Source organism: Flavobacterium anseongense (assembly GCF_021608185.1).
Lineage (GTDB): Bacteria > Bacteroidota > Bacteroidia > Flavobacteriales > Flavobacteriaceae > Flavobacterium > Flavobacterium anseongense.
On the sequence record NZ_JAKIHN010000001.1, the window covers coordinates 296120 to 317114 of the forward strand.

General features: G+C 35.2%; 20 protein-coding genes. 8 read left to right on the forward strand and 12 right to left on the reverse strand.

Features of this window, described 5'->3' with window-relative positions:
* Nucleotides 1-19: 19 nt before the first annotated feature.
* The 3 genes from porK to topA form a co-directional block, all read right to left on the reverse strand.
* Nucleotides 20-1432, reverse strand: coding sequence for a T9SS ring complex lipoprotein PorK/GldK (gene porK, locus L1S35_RS01300; protein WP_236395924.1), 1413 nt, complete (start codon nucleotides 1430-1432; stop codon nucleotides 20-22).
* Nucleotides 1433-1671: 239 nt separating this feature from the next.
* Entirely contained in the window at nucleotides 1672-2826 is a 1155-nt protein-coding gene (locus L1S35_RS01305) for a formimidoylglutamase (RefSeq protein ID WP_236395925.1), read from the reverse strand.
* Nucleotides 2827-2829: 3 nt separating this feature from the next.
* Nucleotides 2830-5331 (reverse strand): type I DNA topoisomerase, encoded by a 2502-nt coding sequence (gene topA, locus L1S35_RS01310; RefSeq protein WP_236395926.1) that lies wholly within the window; start codon nucleotides 5329-5331, stop codon nucleotides 2830-2832.
* A gap of 337 nt (nucleotides 5332-5668) precedes the next feature.
* Here topA and miaB point away from each other — a divergent pair, with 337 nt between their 5' ends.
* The 8 genes from miaB (at nucleotide 5669) to groL (ending at nucleotide 13079) form a co-directional block, all read left to right on the forward strand.
* Nucleotides 5669-7123, forward strand: a complete 1455-nt coding sequence (gene miaB, locus L1S35_RS01315) for a tRNA (N6-isopentenyl adenosine(37)-C2)-methylthiotransferase MiaB (RefSeq protein ID WP_236395927.1) — start codon at nucleotides 5669-5671, stop codon at nucleotides 7121-7123.
* A 28-nt stretch (nucleotides 7124-7151) separates the two neighbouring features.
* Nucleotides 7152-8414 (forward strand): sigma-54 interaction domain-containing protein, encoded by a 1263-nt coding sequence (locus L1S35_RS01320; RefSeq protein ID WP_236395928.1) that lies wholly within the window; start codon nucleotides 7152-7154, stop codon nucleotides 8412-8414.
* Nucleotides 8415-8468: 54 nt separating this feature from the next.
* Entirely contained in the window at nucleotides 8469-9290 is an 822-nt protein-coding gene (locus tag L1S35_RS01325; RefSeq protein WP_236395929.1) for a putative periplasmic lipoprotein, read from the forward strand.
* Between the two features lie 52 nt (nucleotides 9291-9342).
* Entirely contained in the window at nucleotides 9343-9846 is a 504-nt protein-coding gene (locus tag L1S35_RS01330) for an LptE family protein (RefSeq protein WP_236395931.1), read from the forward strand.
* 1 nt (nucleotide 9847) lies between these two features.
* Nucleotides 9848-10663, forward strand: a complete 816-nt coding sequence (locus tag L1S35_RS01335; RefSeq protein WP_236395933.1) for a tetratricopeptide repeat protein — start codon at nucleotides 9848-9850, stop codon at nucleotides 10661-10663.
* A gap of 3 nt (nucleotides 10664-10666) precedes the next feature.
* Entirely contained in the window at nucleotides 10667-10999 is a 333-nt protein-coding gene (gene secG / locus L1S35_RS01340) for a preprotein translocase subunit SecG (RefSeq protein WP_236395935.1), read from the forward strand.
* Nucleotides 11000-11120: 121 nt separating this feature from the next.
* On the forward strand, nucleotides 11121-11396 hold the full coding sequence (locus L1S35_RS01345) for a co-chaperone GroES (RefSeq protein WP_136150696.1): 276 nt from the start codon (nucleotides 11121-11123) through the stop codon (nucleotides 11394-11396).
* A gap of 51 nt (nucleotides 11397-11447) precedes the next feature.
* Nucleotides 11448-13079: a chaperonin GroEL gene (gene groL / locus L1S35_RS01350; protein WP_236395937.1), complete on the forward strand. Its 1632-nt coding sequence runs from the start codon at nucleotides 11448-11450 to the stop codon at nucleotides 13077-13079.
* 73 nt (nucleotides 13080-13152) lie between these two features.
* On the opposite strand, the gene L1S35_RS01355 is transcribed toward groL, so the two are convergent.
* The 9 genes from L1S35_RS01355 to xrtF all read right to left on the reverse strand — a co-directional run bounded on the left by L1S35_RS01355 (nucleotide 13153) and on the right by xrtF (nucleotide 20939).
* Nucleotides 13153-13836 (reverse strand): DedA family protein, encoded by a 684-nt coding sequence (locus L1S35_RS01355; RefSeq protein WP_236395939.1) that lies wholly within the window; start codon nucleotides 13834-13836, stop codon nucleotides 13153-13155.
* Between the two features lie 83 nt (nucleotides 13837-13919).
* Nucleotides 13920-14642, reverse strand: coding sequence for a DUF2490 domain-containing protein (locus L1S35_RS01360; RefSeq protein WP_236395941.1), 723 nt, complete (start codon nucleotides 14640-14642; stop codon nucleotides 13920-13922).
* 61 nt (nucleotides 14643-14703) lie between these two features.
* Nucleotides 14704-15045, reverse strand: a complete 342-nt coding sequence (locus tag L1S35_RS01365) for a heavy-metal-associated domain-containing protein (RefSeq protein WP_236395943.1) — start codon at nucleotides 15043-15045, stop codon at nucleotides 14704-14706.
* A gap of 39 nt (nucleotides 15046-15084) precedes the next feature.
* Nucleotides 15085-17106 (reverse strand): TonB-dependent receptor plug domain-containing protein, encoded by a 2022-nt coding sequence (locus tag L1S35_RS01370; RefSeq protein WP_236395945.1) that lies wholly within the window; start codon nucleotides 17104-17106, stop codon nucleotides 15085-15087.
* A 155-nt stretch (nucleotides 17107-17261) separates the two neighbouring features.
* A complete protein-coding gene (locus L1S35_RS01375; protein ID WP_236395947.1) occupies nucleotides 17262-17663 on the reverse strand; it encodes an HYC_CC_PP family protein in 402 nt (133 codons plus the stop codon).
* A 53-nt stretch (nucleotides 17664-17716) separates the two neighbouring features.
* Nucleotides 17717-19072 carry an MBL fold metallo-hydrolase RNA specificity domain-containing protein gene (locus L1S35_RS01380; RefSeq protein ID WP_236395949.1) on the reverse strand — a complete coding sequence of 452 codons (1356 nt, stop codon included), beginning with the start codon at nucleotides 19070-19072 and terminating at the stop codon, nucleotides 17717-17719.
* A gap of 1 nt (nucleotide 19073) precedes the next feature.
* Nucleotides 19074-19904: a restriction endonuclease gene (locus L1S35_RS01385; RefSeq protein WP_236395950.1), complete on the reverse strand. Its 831-nt coding sequence runs from the start codon at nucleotides 19902-19904 to the stop codon at nucleotides 19074-19076.
* Between the two features lie 56 nt (nucleotides 19905-19960).
* Entirely contained in the window at nucleotides 19961-20407 is a 447-nt protein-coding gene (locus L1S35_RS01390; RefSeq protein WP_236395951.1) for an exosortase F system-associated membrane protein, read from the reverse strand.
* Nucleotides 20382-20939, reverse strand: a complete 558-nt coding sequence (xrtF, locus tag L1S35_RS01395) for an exosortase family protein XrtF (RefSeq protein WP_236395952.1) — start codon at nucleotides 20937-20939, stop codon at nucleotides 20382-20384. The genes L1S35_RS01390 and xrtF overlap by 26 nt, the downstream gene beginning before the upstream one ends.
* Between the last annotated feature and the right edge of the window lie 56 nt (nucleotides 20940-20995).

The following is a 20995-nucleotide window of genomic DNA, read 5'->3' on the forward strand; positions in this document are numbered from 1 at the left end:
TATTTAAGTTAGTTTGAAATTACTTTTTAGGTGCAGCATTCTTGGTAACCTGAGTTCCCATATAATCCTGAACTGTACGGAAACCAATGTAGCTTCTGGCTGAATCTGCATATTCAAAATCTCTGGTTCCTACTTGCAGGAAGTAAGCAACGTCTTTCCATGAACCACCACGAACGGCTTTTCTCATGTTCTTCAAATCTGAAACGTTTGGATTTATTGAAGACACATATTCGTAAGCTGCAGCATCGTATGATGAATCTGTCCATTCAGCCACATTTCCTGACATATTGTACAAATTATATCCATTTGGCTCATATGATTTTGCTTCTACAGTATATAAAGCCTGATCAGCAGCATAATCCCCTCTATTAGGTTTGAAATTAGCTAAGAAACAACCTCTGTCATTTTTAGCATAAGGTCCTCCCCATGGGAAAGTAGCTGATTCTAAACCACCTCTAGCAGCGTACTCCCATTCTGATTCTATTGGAAGACGGAAGGAATTTATTAAATCTTGTTTTTTCTTTTTTGATTTGATGTACGAATTTTTGTTTAAAGTTCTCCATGCACAAAATGCTTTTGCTTGTTTCCAGCTAACACCAACTACAGGATATTCGCCATACGCTTGATGCCAAAAATAATCATTGTGCATAGGCTCATTGTAGGAATAAGCAAAATCTTTTATCCAAACTGTAGTGTCAGGATAAACAAGTTGCTGTTCAGTTCTGATAAAATCACTTCTCTTGCCTTTTTTAGCTTTTGCAGCTGCTTGGATATCCATCCATGAGTATCTGAATTTTAATTTACGAACATCGATTGTTCTTAAACCATTAAAAGATTCTGCCATTGGCAAATACATAGTATCCATAACTTCTGTGTAATATTCGTCTGGATATTTTTTTGTGTCTTTTATAAGCTTGATTTTTTTATTTAATCTTCTTCCTGCATAAGGATCATCATCAGTTCCTACACTATAATAATTCTCATACATATATTTATCATAAGGAGTCATTTTAGCGGGATCAGTATCATTAAAAGCAAAATCACCAATGCTTCCGCCTTTACCGCCGCCTCCTTTACCACCTTTACCGGTAGAAGTTTGTCCAACTTCATCAGCAAGAATAGCTAAACGCACTCTTATCGTAGAATCTTTTACCCATTCTACAAACTGACGGTATTCACTATTTGTGATTTCGGTTTCATCCATATAGAATGATCTAACGGTAACCGTTTTAGTAGGTGAATCTTGTACATTAGCTAGGTCATCATCAGATTTTCCCATAATGTATGATCCACCAGGGATTAAAGTCATTCCAAATGGTTTTTCGGGATGCCATTTCTTTCCTTTAACTCCTACCAATTCACCTTTATCACTTGATCCACCACAACTGGTTAATAAAGCTAAAAATGACGCAAATGTTATGAACTTCTTCATATGTATATATTGGGGTTATTTTGAATATTATTTTAAGGGCGTAAACCTATTTATTATTTTTCAAAAAAGCAATTAATTAATATTAAATTTCTTCAGACAATTTTCCACAATAACAATTCACATTCCAAAAATAGAATTAATCTTGTAATAAAAAAAATGTTTTATCGATAAAACGCATTTTTTATCGATAAAATGCTGTTTTTTCTAATTTTTGTAATCTTATTTTTATTTTTTTGTTGTTATAATGAATTCTTTCGCTGTGCTTTCCACCACCTTTCAGGTATTTCATTGTTACAAGCTGCTAAATATTCGTCATGCGAACAAGATAATAACGTGTTTTTTTTAAGTTTATTGTGTTGTCCTGCAAAAAAATTAATTTCTATCCACCATCTCCCTGTTTTATTGCTCTTATAGAACACTAATTCTTCGTTTTCTAATGGCACAATATACTTTAAATAATTTTCTTTTGTCCCAAATGGGTATTCATTTGAACGGTAATTAACCCCTTCTATAAAATACCATAGTATCTGCGCAATTAGTACTGAACCTTCTTTTTTATTATTATAATTAAAAATTCCTAAAGAACTTACTTTATCACTGATTCCAGCATATCTTGACAGACTACAAATTTCTTTTCCATCAAATCCATTTGGAACAAAAGTAGCAAAATTTCCTGAATATGAAGACTTTACAGCATTTAAATCTATACTAACAATATCCGCATCGCGTAATGTTGGCTCTGACAATTCAATATTATTTGAAATTTCACCTAATCTGTATGCATCAAAAAATAATTTTTCAATCAAATCAATCTCTTCCTGCGAATTATAATAAGTTTGATATCCTATATTGGAATAATTAAAAAGGTTGTTAGGCTCATCCAAAATTATTTTAGACAAATAAGAGTTGGCTGTTATTCCATCTTCCTGTTTGCCAAAATCAAACCTACTGTCTATTGAAACCAAATTGACCATCTGTTCCTGCTTATCATATGCTCTGTATAACGGATAAGTCAAATCCTGCGAACCGCCAATAACAATTGGAATAATTCCTTTTCGAATTAATTTAGCGGCTACTTTTTGTAAAGCAAAAAAAGTATCTTCTAAAGAATTCCCGGGAATTATATCTCCCAAATCAGCTATTGAGCTTTGCCAGTTTCCCGGAAACAAACCATATAATTCTCTTCGGACAGCATCTAGATTTACTTCGTCATCTACGAAATTAATAGCGCCACGGTTTTCTAAAACACCTATGATGGCAATTTTTATTTTGTCGATATCCGGAAAGTCTTTATCTGTATGAAATGCAACTTTACTTCCCAAATGTTGTGATGACAATCCGTTTATGAATTGAATAATTTCGTTATCAACAGGTGACAGAAAATCAAATTCCATAGTTTATTTCTTTTTAGCAGGTGCTTTTTTGGTTGCAGTTTTCTTTGCTGCAGGTTTTTTTGCAGGCGTTTTTTTCTCAATTAACTCTTTAACTTGTTCCAAAGTTAATTTCGATGCATCAACATCTTTATTTAATTCAATCTTGATTTTGCCTTTGATGATTACTGATTTTCCCCATCGTGCTTTTTCAACCAGAATTCCTTCTTCTTTCCAATTGTGAATTACCTTATCAATATTCTTTTGCAATTTCTCTTCAATAAGTTCTGCAATATCAGCTTGCGACAAATTATCGAAATTGTATTTTTTACTTACATTGATAAAAATTCCGTTCCATTTCAAAAATGGACCAAAACGACCAACACCTTTTTGAACCGGCTCATTCTTATAAGTTGCAATTGGTGCATCAGCCTGAGCTTTCTCATTTATCAACTCTTGCGCTCTATCCATAGTTACATCTAACGGATCTTCGCCTTTTGGCAACGAAATAAATTGTTTTCCGAAACGAACATAAGGTCCAAAACGACCATTGCTTACTTCAACTTCTTCTCCTTTATATATACCTAAGCTTTTTGGCAACAAAAATAAATTCAATGCTTCTTCTAAAGTGATGCTGCTAATATTTTGTTCCTGACGCAGACTTGCGAATTGTTTTTCTTCATCGTCAGCCTCACCAATTTGGGCAACCGGTCCAAACTTACCTAAACGAACCAAAACTTGTTTGCCTGTTTTTGGATCTTTACCTAATATCCTTTCGCCGCTTTCGCGTTCTGCATTTTCTCCTACTTCAAGCACATTTGGATGAAACTTATCATAGAAATCCTGCATCATTTTTGCCCAATCAATATTTCCTTCTGCTATTTCGTCAAAATCCTGCTCTACTTTAGCCGTAAAATTATAATCTAATATCGCTGCAAAATTCTTTACCAAAAAGTCATTCACAATCGTCCCGATATCTGTCGGAACTAACTTCCCTTTATCAGAACCTGTGTTTTCCTTTAAAATCTTTTCTTCAACCTTATTCGCCTGAAGTGTAAGCTGTGTATATTTTCTTTCTACGCCTTCTAAGTTTCCTTTTTCAACATACGTTCTGGCAATGATAGTAGAAATGGTTGGTGCATAAGTCGATGGACGGCCAATTCCCAATTCTTCTAATTTCTTTACCAATGATGCTTCCGTGTATCTGGAAGCTGGTCTTGTATATCTTTCTGTTGCGGTTATATTGTTGTTTAGTAGCTTCTCATTTACTTTCAATGCCGGTAACATTCCTTCTTGTTCTTCATCGTCGTCGTCATTGCCTTCAAGGTAAACTTTTAAGAAACCTTCAAATTTGATTACTTCTCCCGATGCCTGAAAAACTTCTGAATGATTATTGGCTTCAATCTTTACATTGGTTCTTTCAAGTTCGGCATCACTCATTTGTGACGCTAAAGTTCTTTTCCAAATCAAATCGTATAAACGTGCTTGGTCTCTTTCAATATTCACAGAACTGCGTGACATATCTGTTGGGCGGATTGCTTCGTGTGCTTCTTGTGCACCTTTGCTTTTGGTGCTGAAGGTTCTTGGCTTTGAAAACTGTTTTCCGTATGATTTAGTAATTTCAGCTGCAGCCGCAGCCATCGCTTCTTGTGACAAGTTCACACTATCCGTTCTCATGTAGGTAATCAATCCCGCTTCGTATAAACGTTGCGCGATTTGCATGGTGATTCCAACCGGTAAATACAATTTACGTGCGGCTTCCTGTTGCAAGGTTGACGTTGTAAACGGCGCAGCCGGGGATTTCTTTGTTGGTTTGGTTTCTAAATCGGCTACCTTATATATAGAACCTATATTTTTATTTAAAAAATCCTCTGCTTCTTTTTTAGTAGCAAAGTTTTTTGGCAATTTGGCCTTCACTACTTTTCCGGCTTCATTAGTAAATTCTGCAGTTACTGAATAAGAAGCTACAGGTTTGAATTCTTGTATTTCTCTTTCTCTTTCAACAATCAAACGCACAGAAACTGATTGCACTCTACCTGCTGATAATCCACCTTTTACTTTTTTCCATAGTACCGGAGAAAGTTCATAACCAACTAATCGATCTAAAACTCTACGTGCCTGTTGGGCATTCACTAAATTATAATCAATTTCTCGTGGATTATCTATAGCTTTTAAAATGGCATTTTTGGTAATTTCGTGAAAAACAATTCTTTTGGTTTTGGCTTTGTCTAATTTTAATTCTTCTGCTAAGTGCCAGGAAATAGCTTCTCCTTCGCGGTCTTCATCGGAAGCTAACCAAACCATATCGGCGCTTTTGGCTAAACCTTTTAGTTTTGTGACCAAAGCTTTTTTATCAGATGAGACTTCGTATTTTGGCTTGAAACCATTGGCAACATCAACCCCAATTTCTTTAGAAGGCAAGTCGGCAATGTGTCCGTAGCTTGACTCTACTTGGAAATCACTTCCCAGAAATTTTTCGATTGTCTTGGCTTTTGCCGGTGACTCAACTATAACTAAATTCTTTGCCATAATCCGATTGTTTGTGTCGGCAAAAGTAAACGTTTTTTTTAAAAAACCGTTTTATTGCTATTTTTTAACGACGACTGACGCCTTTTAACAAATTATACCTAAGGCAAAAGACGCCAACCAGCTAGCCCCGATTGTAGTGAAAATCAACTTTGGCAAAGTTTAAAACTTTGCCAAAGTTATTGTAACGGAAAGCGGGAACAAGGACTCGAAGAGTGCTCAAACCTTTCGCTCTAAAACTTTTGTTAAACCAAACTGCCATCTTGTCATATTTTGTAATTTAGTATTATCTTTGCTGTCGCGACAGTGATTTTAAGATACTGAAATAAATTCAGCATAAATGGAAAAAGAAATTGACGAAACACAGCAAGGAACCAGCCTTGTTTTGGAACAAAAAAAAGAAAATACCAAAAAACTATTTATAGAAAGCTATGGCTGTGCGATGAATTTTTCGGACAGTGAAGTCGTGGCTTCCATATTGACTAACGAAGGTTATAATACTACTACTATATTAGAAGAAGCCGACTTGGTTTTGGTAAACACCTGTTCTATTCGTGATAAAGCGGAACAAACCGTCAGAAAGCGTTTGGAGAAATACAATGCAGTAAAACGCGAAGTAAATCCGGGAATGAAAGTTGGTGTTTTGGGTTGCATGGCCGAACGCTTGAAAGAGAAATTCCTTGTCGAAGAAAAAATCGTCGATATGGTTGTTGGTCCTGATGCTTATAAGGATTTGCCCAATTTATTAAAAGAAGTCGAAGACGGCAGAGATGCTATTAACGTAATTTTATCTAAAGAAGAAACCTATGGTGATATTTCGCCTGTCCGTTTGATGAGCAATGGTGTGACAGCGCTTGTTTCTATCACTCGTGGCTGTGATAATATGTGTACATTTTGTGTAGTGCCATTCACTCGCGGACGCGAACGTAGTCGAGAACCACAAAGTATCCTAGCTGAAATCAAAAATTTATGGAGCAATGGATATAAAGAAGTAACACTTCTTGGTCAAAATGTAGACAGTTATCTTTGGTATGGCGGCGGTTTGAAAAAAGATTTTGATAAAGCTACCGAAATGCAAAAAGCCACAGCGGTTGGTTTTGATCAATTGTTAGAAATGGTTGCAGTGCAATTTCCGAAGATGAGAATTCGTTTTTCGACATCCAATCCGCAAGACATGCACGAAGAAGTGTTGCATGTGATTGCCAAATATCCAAACGTTTGCAAGCATATTCATTTGCCGGTTCAAAGCGGAAGCGACAGGATTCTTAAGGAAATGAATCGTTTGCACACAAGAGCAGAATATCTACAATTGATTGACAAAATTCATCAAATAATACCTGATGTTAGCGTTACACAGGATATGATTGCCGGTTTTCCAACGGAGACAGAAGCCGATCATCAGGACACATTAAGTTTAATGGAAGCTGTAAAATATGGTTTTGGATATATGTATTCATATTCTGAAAGACCCGGAACATTAGCCGGAAGAAAAATGGATGATGATGTCTTAGAAGAAACTAAATTGCGCAGACTTCAGGAAATTGTGGACTTACAAAGAACTCACAGTGGCATCAGAACTAAAGAATTTGTTGGTAAAACCGTAGAAGTTTTAGTAGAAAAAGTTTCTAAAAAATCAGATAAAGATTTATCAGGAAGAAATTCACAGAGTTTTATGGTTGTTTTTCCAAGAGAAAATTATAAAATCGGTGATTTCGTAAATGTAAAAGTCACCAATTGTACCAGCGGAACCTTGATTGGTCAAGCGATTGGCTATAGTGAAATGCAAATTAATTAAAAAATACTGAAAATAAATTCAGCATAAAATGGAAACTGTTCAAAGTATAAAACAACGATTTGAGATTATTGGGAATGATCCAAAACTCAATCGCGCAATAGAAAAAGCGATTCAAGTTGCTCCAACTGATATTTCGGTATTGGTTGTGGGTGAAAGTGGTGTTGGTAAAGAAAGTATTCCCAGAATTATTCATTCGCTTTCGCACAGAAAACACGGAAAATATATAGCCGTAAACTGCGGTGCCATTCCCGAAGGAACTATTGACAGCGAACTTTTCGGTCATGAAAAAGGTTCTTTTACCGGTGCAAATACAGAGCGTCAAGGTTATTTTGAAGTAGCTGACGGCGGAACAATTTTTCTGGATGAAGTGGGCGAATTACCATTAGCAACCCAAGTACGTTTATTACGTGTTTTAGAAAATGGCGAGTTCATGAAAGTCGGTTCATCACACGTACAAAAGACCAATGTTCGTATCGTTGCGGCTACCAATGTAAATTTATTCGATGCCATCGAAAAAGGAAAATTCCGTGAAGATTTGTATTATCGTTTGAGCACGGTTGATATTCCTTTGCCACCATTGCGTGACCGAAAAGAAGACATTCATTTATTGTTTAGAAAATTTGCTTCGGATTTTGCACATAAATACAAAATGCCTCCCGTTAAATTGAGTGATGAAGCCATTCAGTTTTTGCAAAAATACCGTTGGAGCGGAAACATCCGTCAGCTTAGAAATTTTGCCGAACAGCTTTCGGTTTTAGAAACGAATCGCGATATTTCATTGGCAACAATCCAATCTTATTTACCTGTTGAAGGTAGCACTTTGCCTTCGGTTATTGGCGGAAAAAAATCGGAAAATGATTTTTCTACCGAAAGAGATATTTTGTACAAAGTTCTTTTTGATATGAAAAGTGATCTGCATGATCTAAAAAAACTAACTTTAGAATTGATGCAAAACGGAAGTTCGAAAGTGCAGGAAATGAACAAGAATTTGATTCAGAAAGTTTTTGGCTCGAAAGAAGAAGCTATTTCTAACTTTGCTGATGAACCAAGACTGAATACCATTTCTTCTCAAAACGAAACAGAGCAAGAAGAATTTGACGATGACGATGATACTAATTATCTGGTAGCAGAAACCATTGATGAGGAAGAAGTATTGAAATTAGAACAAAAAGAAATCGAACTCATCAAGAAGTCTTTAGAACGTCACAGAGGCAAAAGAAAAGCCGCTGCTGATGAGTTGGGAATCTCAGAAAGAACACTTTATCGAAAAATTAAGCAGTATGACCTATAATTTTTTTATTTCATAAATAAGTCTTTACGTTTACAGTAACCAAATTATATTATGATGAAAAAAATACTCTTCTTTTTTATAACAGCTATTGCATTAACCTCATGCAGCAGCGAGAGTGATACCGTTGTTCCTCCTACTACATTACAAAAAGTTGTTTTTTATTCCAACACTCCAAACGAAAGACAATGGAATATCAGCGATGATTTATTGAGAAACATTACTCTTGCCGACGGAACTGTTGTTGAAGAGTTTATCTACGATAGTCATAACAGATTGGTAAGCGATATAAAATATACGGGGGGATTAGTTTCTGAAACAACTACGATTACTTATAATGCTGACAATACTATTCAAAGTATCAATGGATTACCATATGCATACAATTCCTCCACAAGAACTTACACCTATTCTTATGGTTCCAGTTTTACAATTAGCTGTCAGGTAAATTCAGATTTTTTGGTTGAAAATTTCGTGCGAACAGGAACTGATGCCGGAGAATATCACATGGCTTATTCCAGTGGCGATATGACTTCATTTGAAAAAATAAACAGCGGTTCAACCGAAATCATTAAAAATTTCCATTTTGATGGATTGTATGGTGCTAATCCTCTTTACAATGCTGTTTTAGCTGTAGCAAGAGTAAAATCATTGACCGATCCAAATTTCTTTATTGATGGTGTAGCTTCGACAAGTATAGCCGGTGGTTATGACAGAGGTGCATCTGACAACCATTATTATAGTTATGGTTACTCTTCTTCTACAAGTAATAATCCAACTCATAACGATAAAGATTTCTCAATTGGCATTGAAGTTTTAGACAATAGTATGAATACTGTTGGTGTCTACTCTTTTGCAGATTACATCTACCAATTTTAACCCTTCCATAATTCAAAATAAAGAATTACTTTAGCGGTCTTTAATTGTTACCATGAAGTTTTTCAGATTACTTTCCTTTTTAATTCTTGCCATCAGCATTAACAGCTGTTCGGTATATAACTTTACTGGTGCTAAGCCAATAGATGCTAAGTCATTTCAGGTGAACTTTTTTCAGAATAATGCCGACCTAATTGAGCCCGGAATTGAACGAAGATTTACTATCAGACTTCAGGAAATTATTCAGAATCAAACCAACCTGGATTTGACCAATTCCAATGGTGATTTGCTTTATGAAGGCGAAATTGTTGAATATAGAATAACCCCAATGCAAGCCACTGCTTCTCAAACTGCCGCTCAAAGTAGATTGACCATTTCGGTGAATGTTCGTTTTAGCAATAAAAATAAAGAAGCCGATAATTTTGAAAGACGTTTTTCTTTTTACAGAGATTATGAAGGAAGCTCTCTTCCAACAGGCTCGGTATTAAACGACTATATCGATGAAATTTTTGAGCGTATAACGCAAGATGTTTTTAACGAATCACTAGCAAAGTGGTAAGATGAACTTAACCGATTACACATATTTACTAAACAAACCCGACGCCATCAATGATAGGTATGCCGAAACATTGGACAATGTTTTGACTGCATTTCCCTATTTTCAAAGTGCGCGTGTGTTGAAGTTGAAACATTTGTATAATCAGGATAGTTTTAATTATAATTATGCATTGAAAGTTTCTGCTGCTTATACTACAGACAGAAGTATTTTATTTGACTTTATCACTTCCGATTCTTTTGTTTCGGTTCAAAAAGGCTTGTATGAAAAGAAACTCGAAGAGTTAATGAACATGAGCGTCATAGGAAGTGAACACATTATTGTCGAAGCCAACCAGCCTGTTGTTGATGCCTTAGAACAATCTATTTTGACTTCTATCAAAGAAGCTTCAACCACAGAAGAACAAAAAGCAGAAGAAAAATTGGAAATCGGAAAACCATTGGAGTTTTCTAAAAACGAGAAGCATTCTTTTCAGGAATGGCTGCAATTGTCTCGATTAAAACCAATCATTAGAGAAGAAAGCAAGCCTTCAATTGATGATGATAAAAAGAAAAAATTGGATTTAATCGATAAGTTTATAGAAAACAATCCAAAGATAACTCCAATTGCAAAAGACGCTACAGTTCCGGTGATAGAAGTCATTTCAGAGGACACTTCTTTCCTGATGACAGAGACTTTAGCCCGAGTATATTTAGAACAAAAAAAATATTCAAAAGCAATTCAAGCCTATGAAATATTAATTTTGAAATATCCGGAAAAAAGTAGTTTCTTTGCAAACCGAATTTCGGATATTAAAATTTTACAACAAAATAATAATTAAGTAATGAGCACATTTTCAATCTTTTTAGTATTAATAACAATAGTTTGTTTTTTATTAATCATAGTAGTTATGGTACAAAACCCTAAAGGTGGCGGTTTATCATCTTCATTAGGTGGTTCAACTCAAATAGGTGGCGTTCAAAAAACAACTGACTTTTTAGATAAAAGTACTTGGACATTAGCCACTATATTAATCGTTTTGATTTTATTATCAAGCTTAAGTTTCACCGGAAGCACCAGTGATGCTAACTCAAAAATCATTGATGAGACAGAAGCGGCAGTGCCAAAAACGGTAACTCCGGCTCCTGCTAAACCAGCTGAGACTCCAAAAAAATAATTTGTATACAAAAAATATAATGCCAGCACTGACATGCTGGCATTTTTTTTAGGAACAATATCGCTTGGCACAATTTCTGACTAGCAAAAACCAACTTTAAAATAACATAAATTCATAAATTATGGCATTAAATATTAAACCTCTTTCGGATAGAGTTATCATTGAACCTGCTGCTGCAGAAACGCAAACAGCATCTGGGATTATTATTCCGGATACGGCTAAAGAAAAACCACAAAAAGGAACTGTTGTAGCTGTTGGAAACGGTAAAAAAGACGAACCATTAACAGTTAAAGTTGGCGATGTTGTTCTGTATGGAAAATACGCCGGAACGGATTTAAAGTTCAATGGAAAAGATTACCTAATCATGCGTGAAGATGATATTCTTGCAATTATCTAACTAGATTAAGATTTGAGAATTAAGTAGTAAGACTAAAAAATAAACAAAAAAATGGCAAAAGACATAAAATTTGATATTGAAGCTCGCGACGGTTTAAAACGTGGTGTTGATGCATTAGCAAATGCAGTAAAAGTAACCCTTGGACCAAAAGGTCGTAATGTAATTATCGGAAAATCATTTGGTGGACCAACAGTTACCAAAGATGGTGTTACCGTTGCAAAAGAAATTGAATTGAAAGACGCATTAGAAAATATGGGTGCGCAAATGGTTAAAGAAGTAGCATCAAAAACCAATGATTTAGCTGGTGACGGAACTACAACTGCAACTGTTTTGGCTCAGGCTATCGTTAAAGAAGGTTTGAAAAACGTTGCTGCCGGTGCCAATCCAATGGATTTAAAACGTGGAATTGACAAAGCTGTTGAAGCTATTGTGGCTGACCTTGCCAAACAAGCTCAGGTTGTTGGAAGCGATTCTGAAAAAATAAAACAAATTGCTTCTATTTCTGCAAATAACGACGAAGTAATTGGCGATTTAATCGCTACAGCTTTCGCGAAAGTTGGAAAAGAAGGTGTTATCACTGTAGAAGAAGCCAAAGGAACAGAAACAACCGTTGATGTTGTAGAAGGAATGCAGTTTGACAGAGGTTATCTTTCTCCGTATTTCGTTACCAATCCGGAGAAAATGGAAGTGGAATTAGAAAGACCATACATTTTGTTATATGACAAAAAAGTTTCTTCTCTAAAAGAATTATTACCAATATTAGAACCGGTTGCGCAATCAGGGAAACCATTATTAATTATTGCTGAAGATGTTGACGGAGAAGCTCTTTCAACATTAGTAGTAAACAAATTACGTGGTGCCTTGAAAATTGCTGCAGTAAAAGCTCCGGGATTTGGTGACAGAAGAAAAGCGATGTTGGAAGATATTGCCATCCTAACTGGTGGAACTGTGATTGCTGAAGAAAGTGGTTATACTTTAGAAAACACTACTTTAGAAATGTTGGGTACAGCTGAAAAAGTAACAATTGATAAAGACAATACAACTTTGGTAAATGGTGCCGGAACGGCTGACATGATTAAAAATCGTGTAAACCAAATTAAGGGTCAAATGGAGTCAACGACTTCTGAATATGATAAAGAAAAACTACAGGAACGTTTGGCTAAATTGGCTGGCGGTGTTGCCGTACTTTATGTTGGCGCTGCTTCTGAAGTAGAAATGAAAGAGAAAAAAGACCGTGTTGACGATGCGCTTCATGCGACTCGCGCTGCGGTTGAAGAAGGAATTGTAGCTGGTGGTGGTGTTGCTTTATTAAGAGCAAAATCAGTTCTAGATAAACTAAAAGCAGACAATGCTGATGAAGCTACCGGAATCCAAATTGTATCACGTGCTGTTGAAGCTCCGTTAAGAACTATTGTTGAGAATGCCGGATTAGAAGGTTCGGTTGTAGTTGCAAAAGTCTCTGAAGGAAAAGCAAACTTTGGATACAACGCCAAAACAGACGAATATGTTGACATGCTAAAAGCCGGAATCATCGATCCTAAAAAAGTAACGCGTGTAGCCCTTGAAAATGCTGCCTCAGTTTCAGGAATGATTTTAACTACCGAATGTGCTTTGGTGGAAATCAAAGAAGAAAACGCCGGTGGTGGAATGCCAATGGGCGGTGGAATGCCTGGAATGATGTAATTTGAAGTACGAGTTACGAAGTAAAAAGTACAAAGTATATATTAAAAACGCCTCAATTTCTTGAGGCGTTTTTTTATTCTTCTTGTTTTGGTGTTTTCTTTATCATCTTTATGAAAACCGGAAAAGTAGAAACTAATATTATTCCGATGACAATTTTCTCAATGTGATGTTTTAAATCGATATCAAATTTCTCTAAAAACATTCCGTATAAATAATGCCCGGAAAAAATTAAAATAAATGACCAAAGGAATGAGCTTACGATGTTGTAAAACATAAACTTCTTTTTATCCATAGTCACTATTCCGGCAACTATAGGTGCAAATGTTCTGACTATTGGTAAAAAACGCGCGAAGATTATCGCTTTTCCACCATATCTTTCAAAGAAATCCTTTGACTGAATCAGGTATTTTTTCTTAAACCAAAAGCTATCTTCTTTTTTATATAAATAATATCCACTTCTTTCCCCAAACCAATATCCCATCATATTTCCTAAGATTCCCGCAACAGCAACTAATATTGACAACAGTGTCACATTAGCAATATCTGTTGGAATGACAGCAAAATTCTCAATTAAATCCCGACTGTATATTCCCGCTAAAAAAAGTAAGCTGTCACCAGGCAAAAAGAAACCGGCAAACAAACCTGTTTCGGCAAAAACAATAAACAACACAATCCACAAACCAACTTTTACACCACCAATAGACATGGTTATGTAAAATTCGGGATTTAGTAATTGCATCCAGTCAAAATCACTCATAGAGTATAAATTTAAGTATATAAAATCGAGCGTGAAAATACTCCTTTTTTTTGGGATATCAGTACGTTTTCACAAATCAATAACTAATGTTTTTCCAAATCTAAATTTTGCAACAACGATACCGAAACAACATGATTCATAGCATTATTACCAGAATTGGATGTAACAAACTGATTCATATAACCCAATTCCAATCGGATATTATTGTTGTAATTCAGCCCAAGTCCAATTAAAAATCTATTTTGATCGATAACTTTCGAATTGATTTTATTATCGCCCAAATTCAGAAAAATTTCATCCTGAACAACAGCGTAAATTTCTTCATTACCGGATTTCAGATTTGTGATGTGGAATAAATTTCTGTTCAAATAACGAAATCTGTTCTGATAATTTGTGGTATTACCTTCAATTGCCAATTGCTCAACCCATCGTTGTTCTAATCGAAATCGGTGAATGATAGTGTTCGCATTCTCGTTCCACTTTGTATTATGTTGGTATTGTTCCCAAAACCTGTTTTCTCTGAAAAATTCATTTAACGAAGCACTATAAGTATTGACCAAAGCGTAGCCACCACTAATATTTTTAGATTTTGACAAATAATAAATCCCACCAACTCTAAATAAATTTTGAAGATTTTGTTCCAGTTGATTGTCAAGTCTGAATTGCGCTTCAATATGATAACCCCATTTTTCAGAAACCTTATATTGCCCGGTGTAAGCAAACCAAACTCTTTGATCCTCTATTGTTTTTTGAGAAAAACAATTGCTGTAAATCAGCAATAACAAAACGATTCCTATCTTTTTCAATTTTTTTTTCGGTAAAAATAAGCATAAAAAAACTCCTTAAAAAATTAAGGAGTTTTTAAAATTACTTTCTTTCGTATTTACAACAGCTATGAAGATTTTCATAAACCTCATCTGTTGCTTTAACTTCTTCAGTATCATGACCAACTTTCGCAACTGCCTTTTTTACATCAAGTAATGAACATTTTTCTTCATTTATGATTACATGCAGCATATGGTCATCAATATTCCAATCGGCACTTTTCACTCCTGCAACAGAAAATGCTGCTTTCTGAATTCGTTTTTTACATTGTTCACAATTGCCATTTACTTCAAACTCATATTTGGCATTTTTGTTCTTTTTGTCTTGTGCTTGTGTTGAAAGTGCTACAAACAGTAACATCATTCCTAAAACTATATTTTTCATTTATGTTGAATTTAGTTCAACATCTTTCGATGCTGAAAGTTATTTAATTTTAAATCGCAATCCTGCGTAATACATCTGACCAAAAATCGGCGCATATACAATTGAAGTGTCAAAATTTGGACCAAACGGATTATCACTTCCTAAAATGGCTTTGTCTTGTTTGTAATTTCCAATGTTTTCTCCGCCAATATATATTTCAAAGGTACTCGAAAAAGTTCGGGTAATTTGTGCATTCATTACTGCAAATGAAGGTGAAAATTCAGGCAACCTGTCTTGCTCCGGATTGCTTGCGGTATATGGTAGTTGCTGCTTTCCTAACCAATTTGTAGTAAAATCAAATTTCCATTGTTGCCCTTTGTCTTTGATATGAGTTTCATATTCCAAATTCACAAAGAAACGATGCTTCGCCTGTAATGGTCTTTGATAACTTCCTGAAAGATAATCGGTCGAAATGTCATAAAATTTATAAGCCGTTCTCAAATTCAAATGCTTGATAATTTCCAAATTGAAATCAAGCTGCAAACTATTAGCATATGACTTTCCTTTTAGGTTATAAAACAAAACCTGCTGTGGTGAATTCATCACATCAACCACTGCTTGATTTTGAAAATCGGTTCTGTAGAAATCAACAGTTGTATCGGCATTCATTCCAAACAATTTGAAATTTTGAGTAAAACTAAGGCCGTAATTCCATGCAATTTCCGGATCCAAACCATACACTTTCCCATTTGTGTCCAAAACGGAAAACGTTCTTGAGCTGGCAAATAGGTTTTGGTTTTCAGCAAAAATGTTAGCCGCACGCTTTCCTCTTCCGGCTGAAAATCGCAACACCGATTTTTCCCATGGATTGTATTTCACATGCAATCTTGGTGTAAAAAAAGCTCCTAACCTATTGTGATAATCAAATCGGCCACCAAGAATATAACTAAATTTATCGCCGTTATCATAAGTATATTCAAAGAAAGCACCAACCGAATTATCGATTCTGCTTACATCGGAAATATTTACAAACTCAGCATATTTATCATAGGTAAAGTTCAATCCTGTAGCAAATTTGTTCTTTGTATTGCTGATAATCGAATTGAAAATCAGGTTCGAATAATAGCTTTGCTGTTTGATATCATATTGGTTCAAACCAAAATATGATTCCTGATTATGACTGGTAAAAGCATTTTGGAAACCAATACTTTGGTACGGCATATCTTTCCAAACATAACCCACTTTTGACGAGAAATCAAGTCTTTCGGTACTGATTTCTGAACCCCAATAATTGGTCGTCAAACGGTCTCTGTCAGCATCAAAATCGAGTTCTCCCGTTTGTTTTTCATCATTCATATAACGAAGATTCAAAAACGAAACCCAACCTGTATTCGGATTGGAATATTGCCAACGATTGGCAATGTTGAATTGTTTTCCTAACGGATTATCCAGAAATCCGTCGTCATTCATATCGTTTTTGGCAACTCTTGTATTACCATGTACAAACAAACTCGTTGCCCAAAAATCGGAAATCTTTTTGTTGAAATGGGTGTTCAATTCAAAACGCGAATCGGTCGAACCATACGCATTAAGAAAAAACGGGATGTCTTTTATTGGCTTGATTAATTCGGTATTGATTTGCCCCGAAATACTTTCGTATCCATTGACAACACTTCCTGCTCCTTTGTTAATTTGAATACTTTCAACCCAAGTTCCCGGTGTGAAAGACAATCCATACGCTTGAGAAGCACCACGAACCGATGGAATATTTTCTTCGGTAATCATTATATAGGGACTTGTCAAACCCAACATTTTGATTTGTTTGGTTCCGGTCAAAGCATCCGAAAAATTAACATCGATGGATGGATTGGTTTCAAAACTTTCGGCCAAATTACAACAGGCAGCTTTGAGTAATTCTTTACTCGTAACCAGCGTAGTATTCATCGTTCCGGAAATTGATTTTTTTAGTCCTTTTTTATTGGCTTGAACCTTTACTGTTTTCAGAGTATCTTTTGTGATTTCTTCTTGTGAAAAAGTAACGACTGAAACCAGCAATGTTAAGAACAACATTGTATTTTTCATTTTATGCTGAATTTATTTCAGCATCTGTTGATACTGAAAATTAAACTTAATTTGAATTTCGAGAGATTCCTATAATGAGAACCTGACACGAGCGTAGCGAACTGACGCCAGTAAATAAATTCAGGTTAAAGAATCTGAACTGAATTCAGATTAAGTCAGGCGTAAAAAGTGTATTGGCTGTACAAGAGATACAATGGCGGTGCATGAGGATCGCAATAATAAGTAATAGTATCTCTTTGTTTGAAGTTGTTTTTTGAAACAAAAATCGCTGGTTTCCAGTCGTGTAAAACTGGAATAAATTCAACATCAAATGATATTGATTTGACAATAACTTGGTCTGATTTTATTTCAGCTTTGATGACTTTATCATTGCAACATTTCGAATCTTTCTCGACAATTCCGCAACATTCGTCTACTTTTTCAAGTGAAGTTGGAGCTTCATTTATAGTTATTGATGCGATTTCATCATCACAATAATGCACATTAAACGCCAATCCTAAATTGGAAACCAACAGGACTGTTGTCAATAATATACTTATGTGTTTTTTGAAAATCATAGGGCAAAGTTAGTAAAAACCATTTGGCAAAAACTTAAAATTGAATTAAAACTTTACAATTCAAACTCTTGTCCCATCGACGGAACAGCACAATCAAAACCATATTTTTCCTGAATTTTGATGCGCAATTCATCAGCCGGTTGATTTTCTCCATGTACTAAAAACACTTTATCGGGTTTATTTTTTAGTTCTGACAACCAATTGAGCAAATCATTTTGGTCGCCATGTGCTGACAATCCTTGTATTTCCAAAATTTTGGCCAAAACCGGATAATATTTCCCGTGAATTTTTATCTCTGTTGCTCCTTCTAATAGTTTTCTTCCTCGTGTGCCTTCACCTTGGTAGCCAACCATGATTACAGTTGTTTCGGGTAGGCCGATATATTCTTCCAGATAACTCAAGACTCTTCCGCCGGTTACCATTCCGCTTGCGGCAATGACAACTTTTGGTCGTTTGTCAAAAATGGTGTTCATGGTGTCCTGATATTCTGAATTCATAACAAACATTCGGCACATTTTTACACATTCTTCTTCCGATAATTTGTGCCATTTTTTATTGTTTATAAAAACATCCAAAACACTTATTCCCATCGGCGTATCTATTACATACGGAATATCCGGAACTCTTTCTTCTTCCTTTAATTGCCAAATCAGATACATGATTGTTTGAGCGCGTTCAACCGCAAAGCTAGGAATAATAACTGTTCCGTTATTTTGATAAGTGTTATTGATATAGGTTTCCAAAAGTAATTTTACATCTTCATCGGGATGAATTCGGTTGCCGTAAGTACTTTCTAAAAAAACATAATCGGCCTCTTTTGGTTTGATAGGTGAGAACATCAAGACGTCATTAACGCGACCAATATCACCGGAAAAAACCAGCGTTTTACCTTCTAACTTTAATTCGATGGAACAAGCGCCGATGATATGACCGGCATTTCTGAAAACAGCTGCTACTTCTGCGTCGAGTGACACTTCTTGATTTGGATTTATCACTTTAAATAATGGAAAAACTTCTTCTGTTTGTTCAACATTATACAAAGGTTCGGCTTTTTCATGCTTTGAAAAATGCTCTTTGTTGGCTTTATTGGCTTCTTCTTCCTGTATTTTGGCGCTGTCCAACAAAATTAATTTGGTGATTGTCGCGGTTGGACTTGTGCAATATATTTTGCCTTCAAAACCCTGGTTGACTAATCTTGGCAGCCAACCACAATGATCTAAATGGCCATGTGTCAGTAAAACAAAATCAATTGTATTGGGCAGAATCGGCAATGGTTCCCAATTGAGTTCTCGTAATGGTTTTATCCCTTGAAATTGTCCGCAGTCAATAAGGATTCTTATTCCGTTGCTTTCGATTAAGGTTTTTGAACCCGTTACTGTTCCGGTTCCGCCAAGAAATTTAATTTTCATATCACAAATAGTTACACAGTTCTGAAGCTTCTTTAGTCACGTTTTTTATTCTGATTGGGCTGAGTCCAATTTTTTGAAGGACTTCAACATTATCGATAATTTCCCGAGCCAGAATAATATCTAAAACCATCAATTTATCTTTTTCGGCTATCGTCAGAGTGGTCAGGCAGGTAATGGGATACAAATGTTCTTGATCTATTTTTTGTCTGAGACAGAATTTTGAAGGATAATCCCAACTCAGCAGTTTTAATCCGGAGCAAGTAGCAAAAGCCATTGCATCGGAAGTGAAGCGGTTATTGGTTACAATCCAGCAACTTGAAATCTTATCGTTTTTGGTAAAAATAGCATGGTTTCTATCTTTCAAATCATTGAATCTGGAAAGTATGTACATCGGAACTTTTACATCCGAATTTGTTTCACTTTTGGGATGAAACTTACATTCAACCATTTCATTAAAATTATTTTTTCTGATGACAACATCTACTTCGTGAGTCACACATCTTCCTTGCAGAATCAGATTGGTTTTTGTCGTATAGCCCTCGGATGTAAAAAAACGCGAAATAAATTTCTCGAAGAAAAAACCAGCCGGACCAAGCATTTGAATGGCAGTTCTCAGATTGTATCTTGCTGCATTCGAATTAGATGTTTTTTTGAGTAAAGCAAAAGCAAGTTTATAGATTTTTTTGGTAGTAATGCCTTCATAAATTTGATTGTCTATTGCTTGTAAAATACTTTCAACAACCAATTTGTCTGCTCCGGATTTTAATAAAGAACTTTTAAGTTTGTCCCGATTGAACTCGACAACACCACCAGAATGCTTTACAATTTTCATAAAACTCAAAATTAAATTTCAGCATATAGAACACTTGTAAAGTTACAAAAAATCAGCTACTTTTTCATCTGTTTCTGATAATAAAATCCCGGAATAAACAACAAAATGAAAATCGGCTGAATCAAAAATCGTCTGATGTAGAACAAGGTCATTTTACTTTCTTCGGCAAAAAATGTCAGGACAAAAATGAAGCTAATCATTAATATTGAACCTAAAACCATATATAGGAAAGCTGAGAATTTTACAATTTGTTTGTCTTTAAAAATAACATACAGCAGCAATAATGAAATCACTGAATTGAGATAAAACCGTATTCCCAAACTAAAAAACAATTTAAAAATGTTGATTCTTGGAAACGGCAAATGTGCATACTCATCTTTGAAATAATTTAAAAACGGATCGTAGAATAGCGTGTCTTCGAATACTCTGATTAAAATCAAAAGCAATATCAAAAACAATGACCAGCCTACTTTTTCTTTATTTCTTATCAACTTCTGTAGCATACAACGAATATTTATTAACCCATAATACCCATAACAAAAACACAACTCCATAAATCACCAACGGAAAAATCACACCATGCAGCAAATGTTCATACTGAGGAAAATGATACAACGCAACGCACAAAAGCCCAATTCGAGCAATATTCAAAACGTGAATTAAAACAATTCCAAAGACAATAAACAAAACCGTTTTTTTGAATTTTCCGGTAAACGCAATTACGAATGAGATGAACAAAATAATCACGCTGATTGCGTTGCATCCTTCAATAATCCGGGAAATGTATTTGCCTTTATAAATTAATTTTACTGTCGGTTCTGTCTGATGTGGCATGGTGTAAGAATTAGAATCAATCCAGGACAAAACCGTTGCAGATTGATCGGCTACAACTTGTGTAAAAAAATCCACTTCAAAATCTTTGACATTATAACGACTTAGATAGCTTTGATAAATAAAGGTCAAAACCAAATAACTCAAGATAAATTTTCCAAGAAAAAGCAAGAAAGGTTTGTATTGCAGCAGCAGATTCTTCAAAATAGAATTTTTAACAAATTTATATAAAATAAAAAAAGTGCAGTCGTTACTTTTGC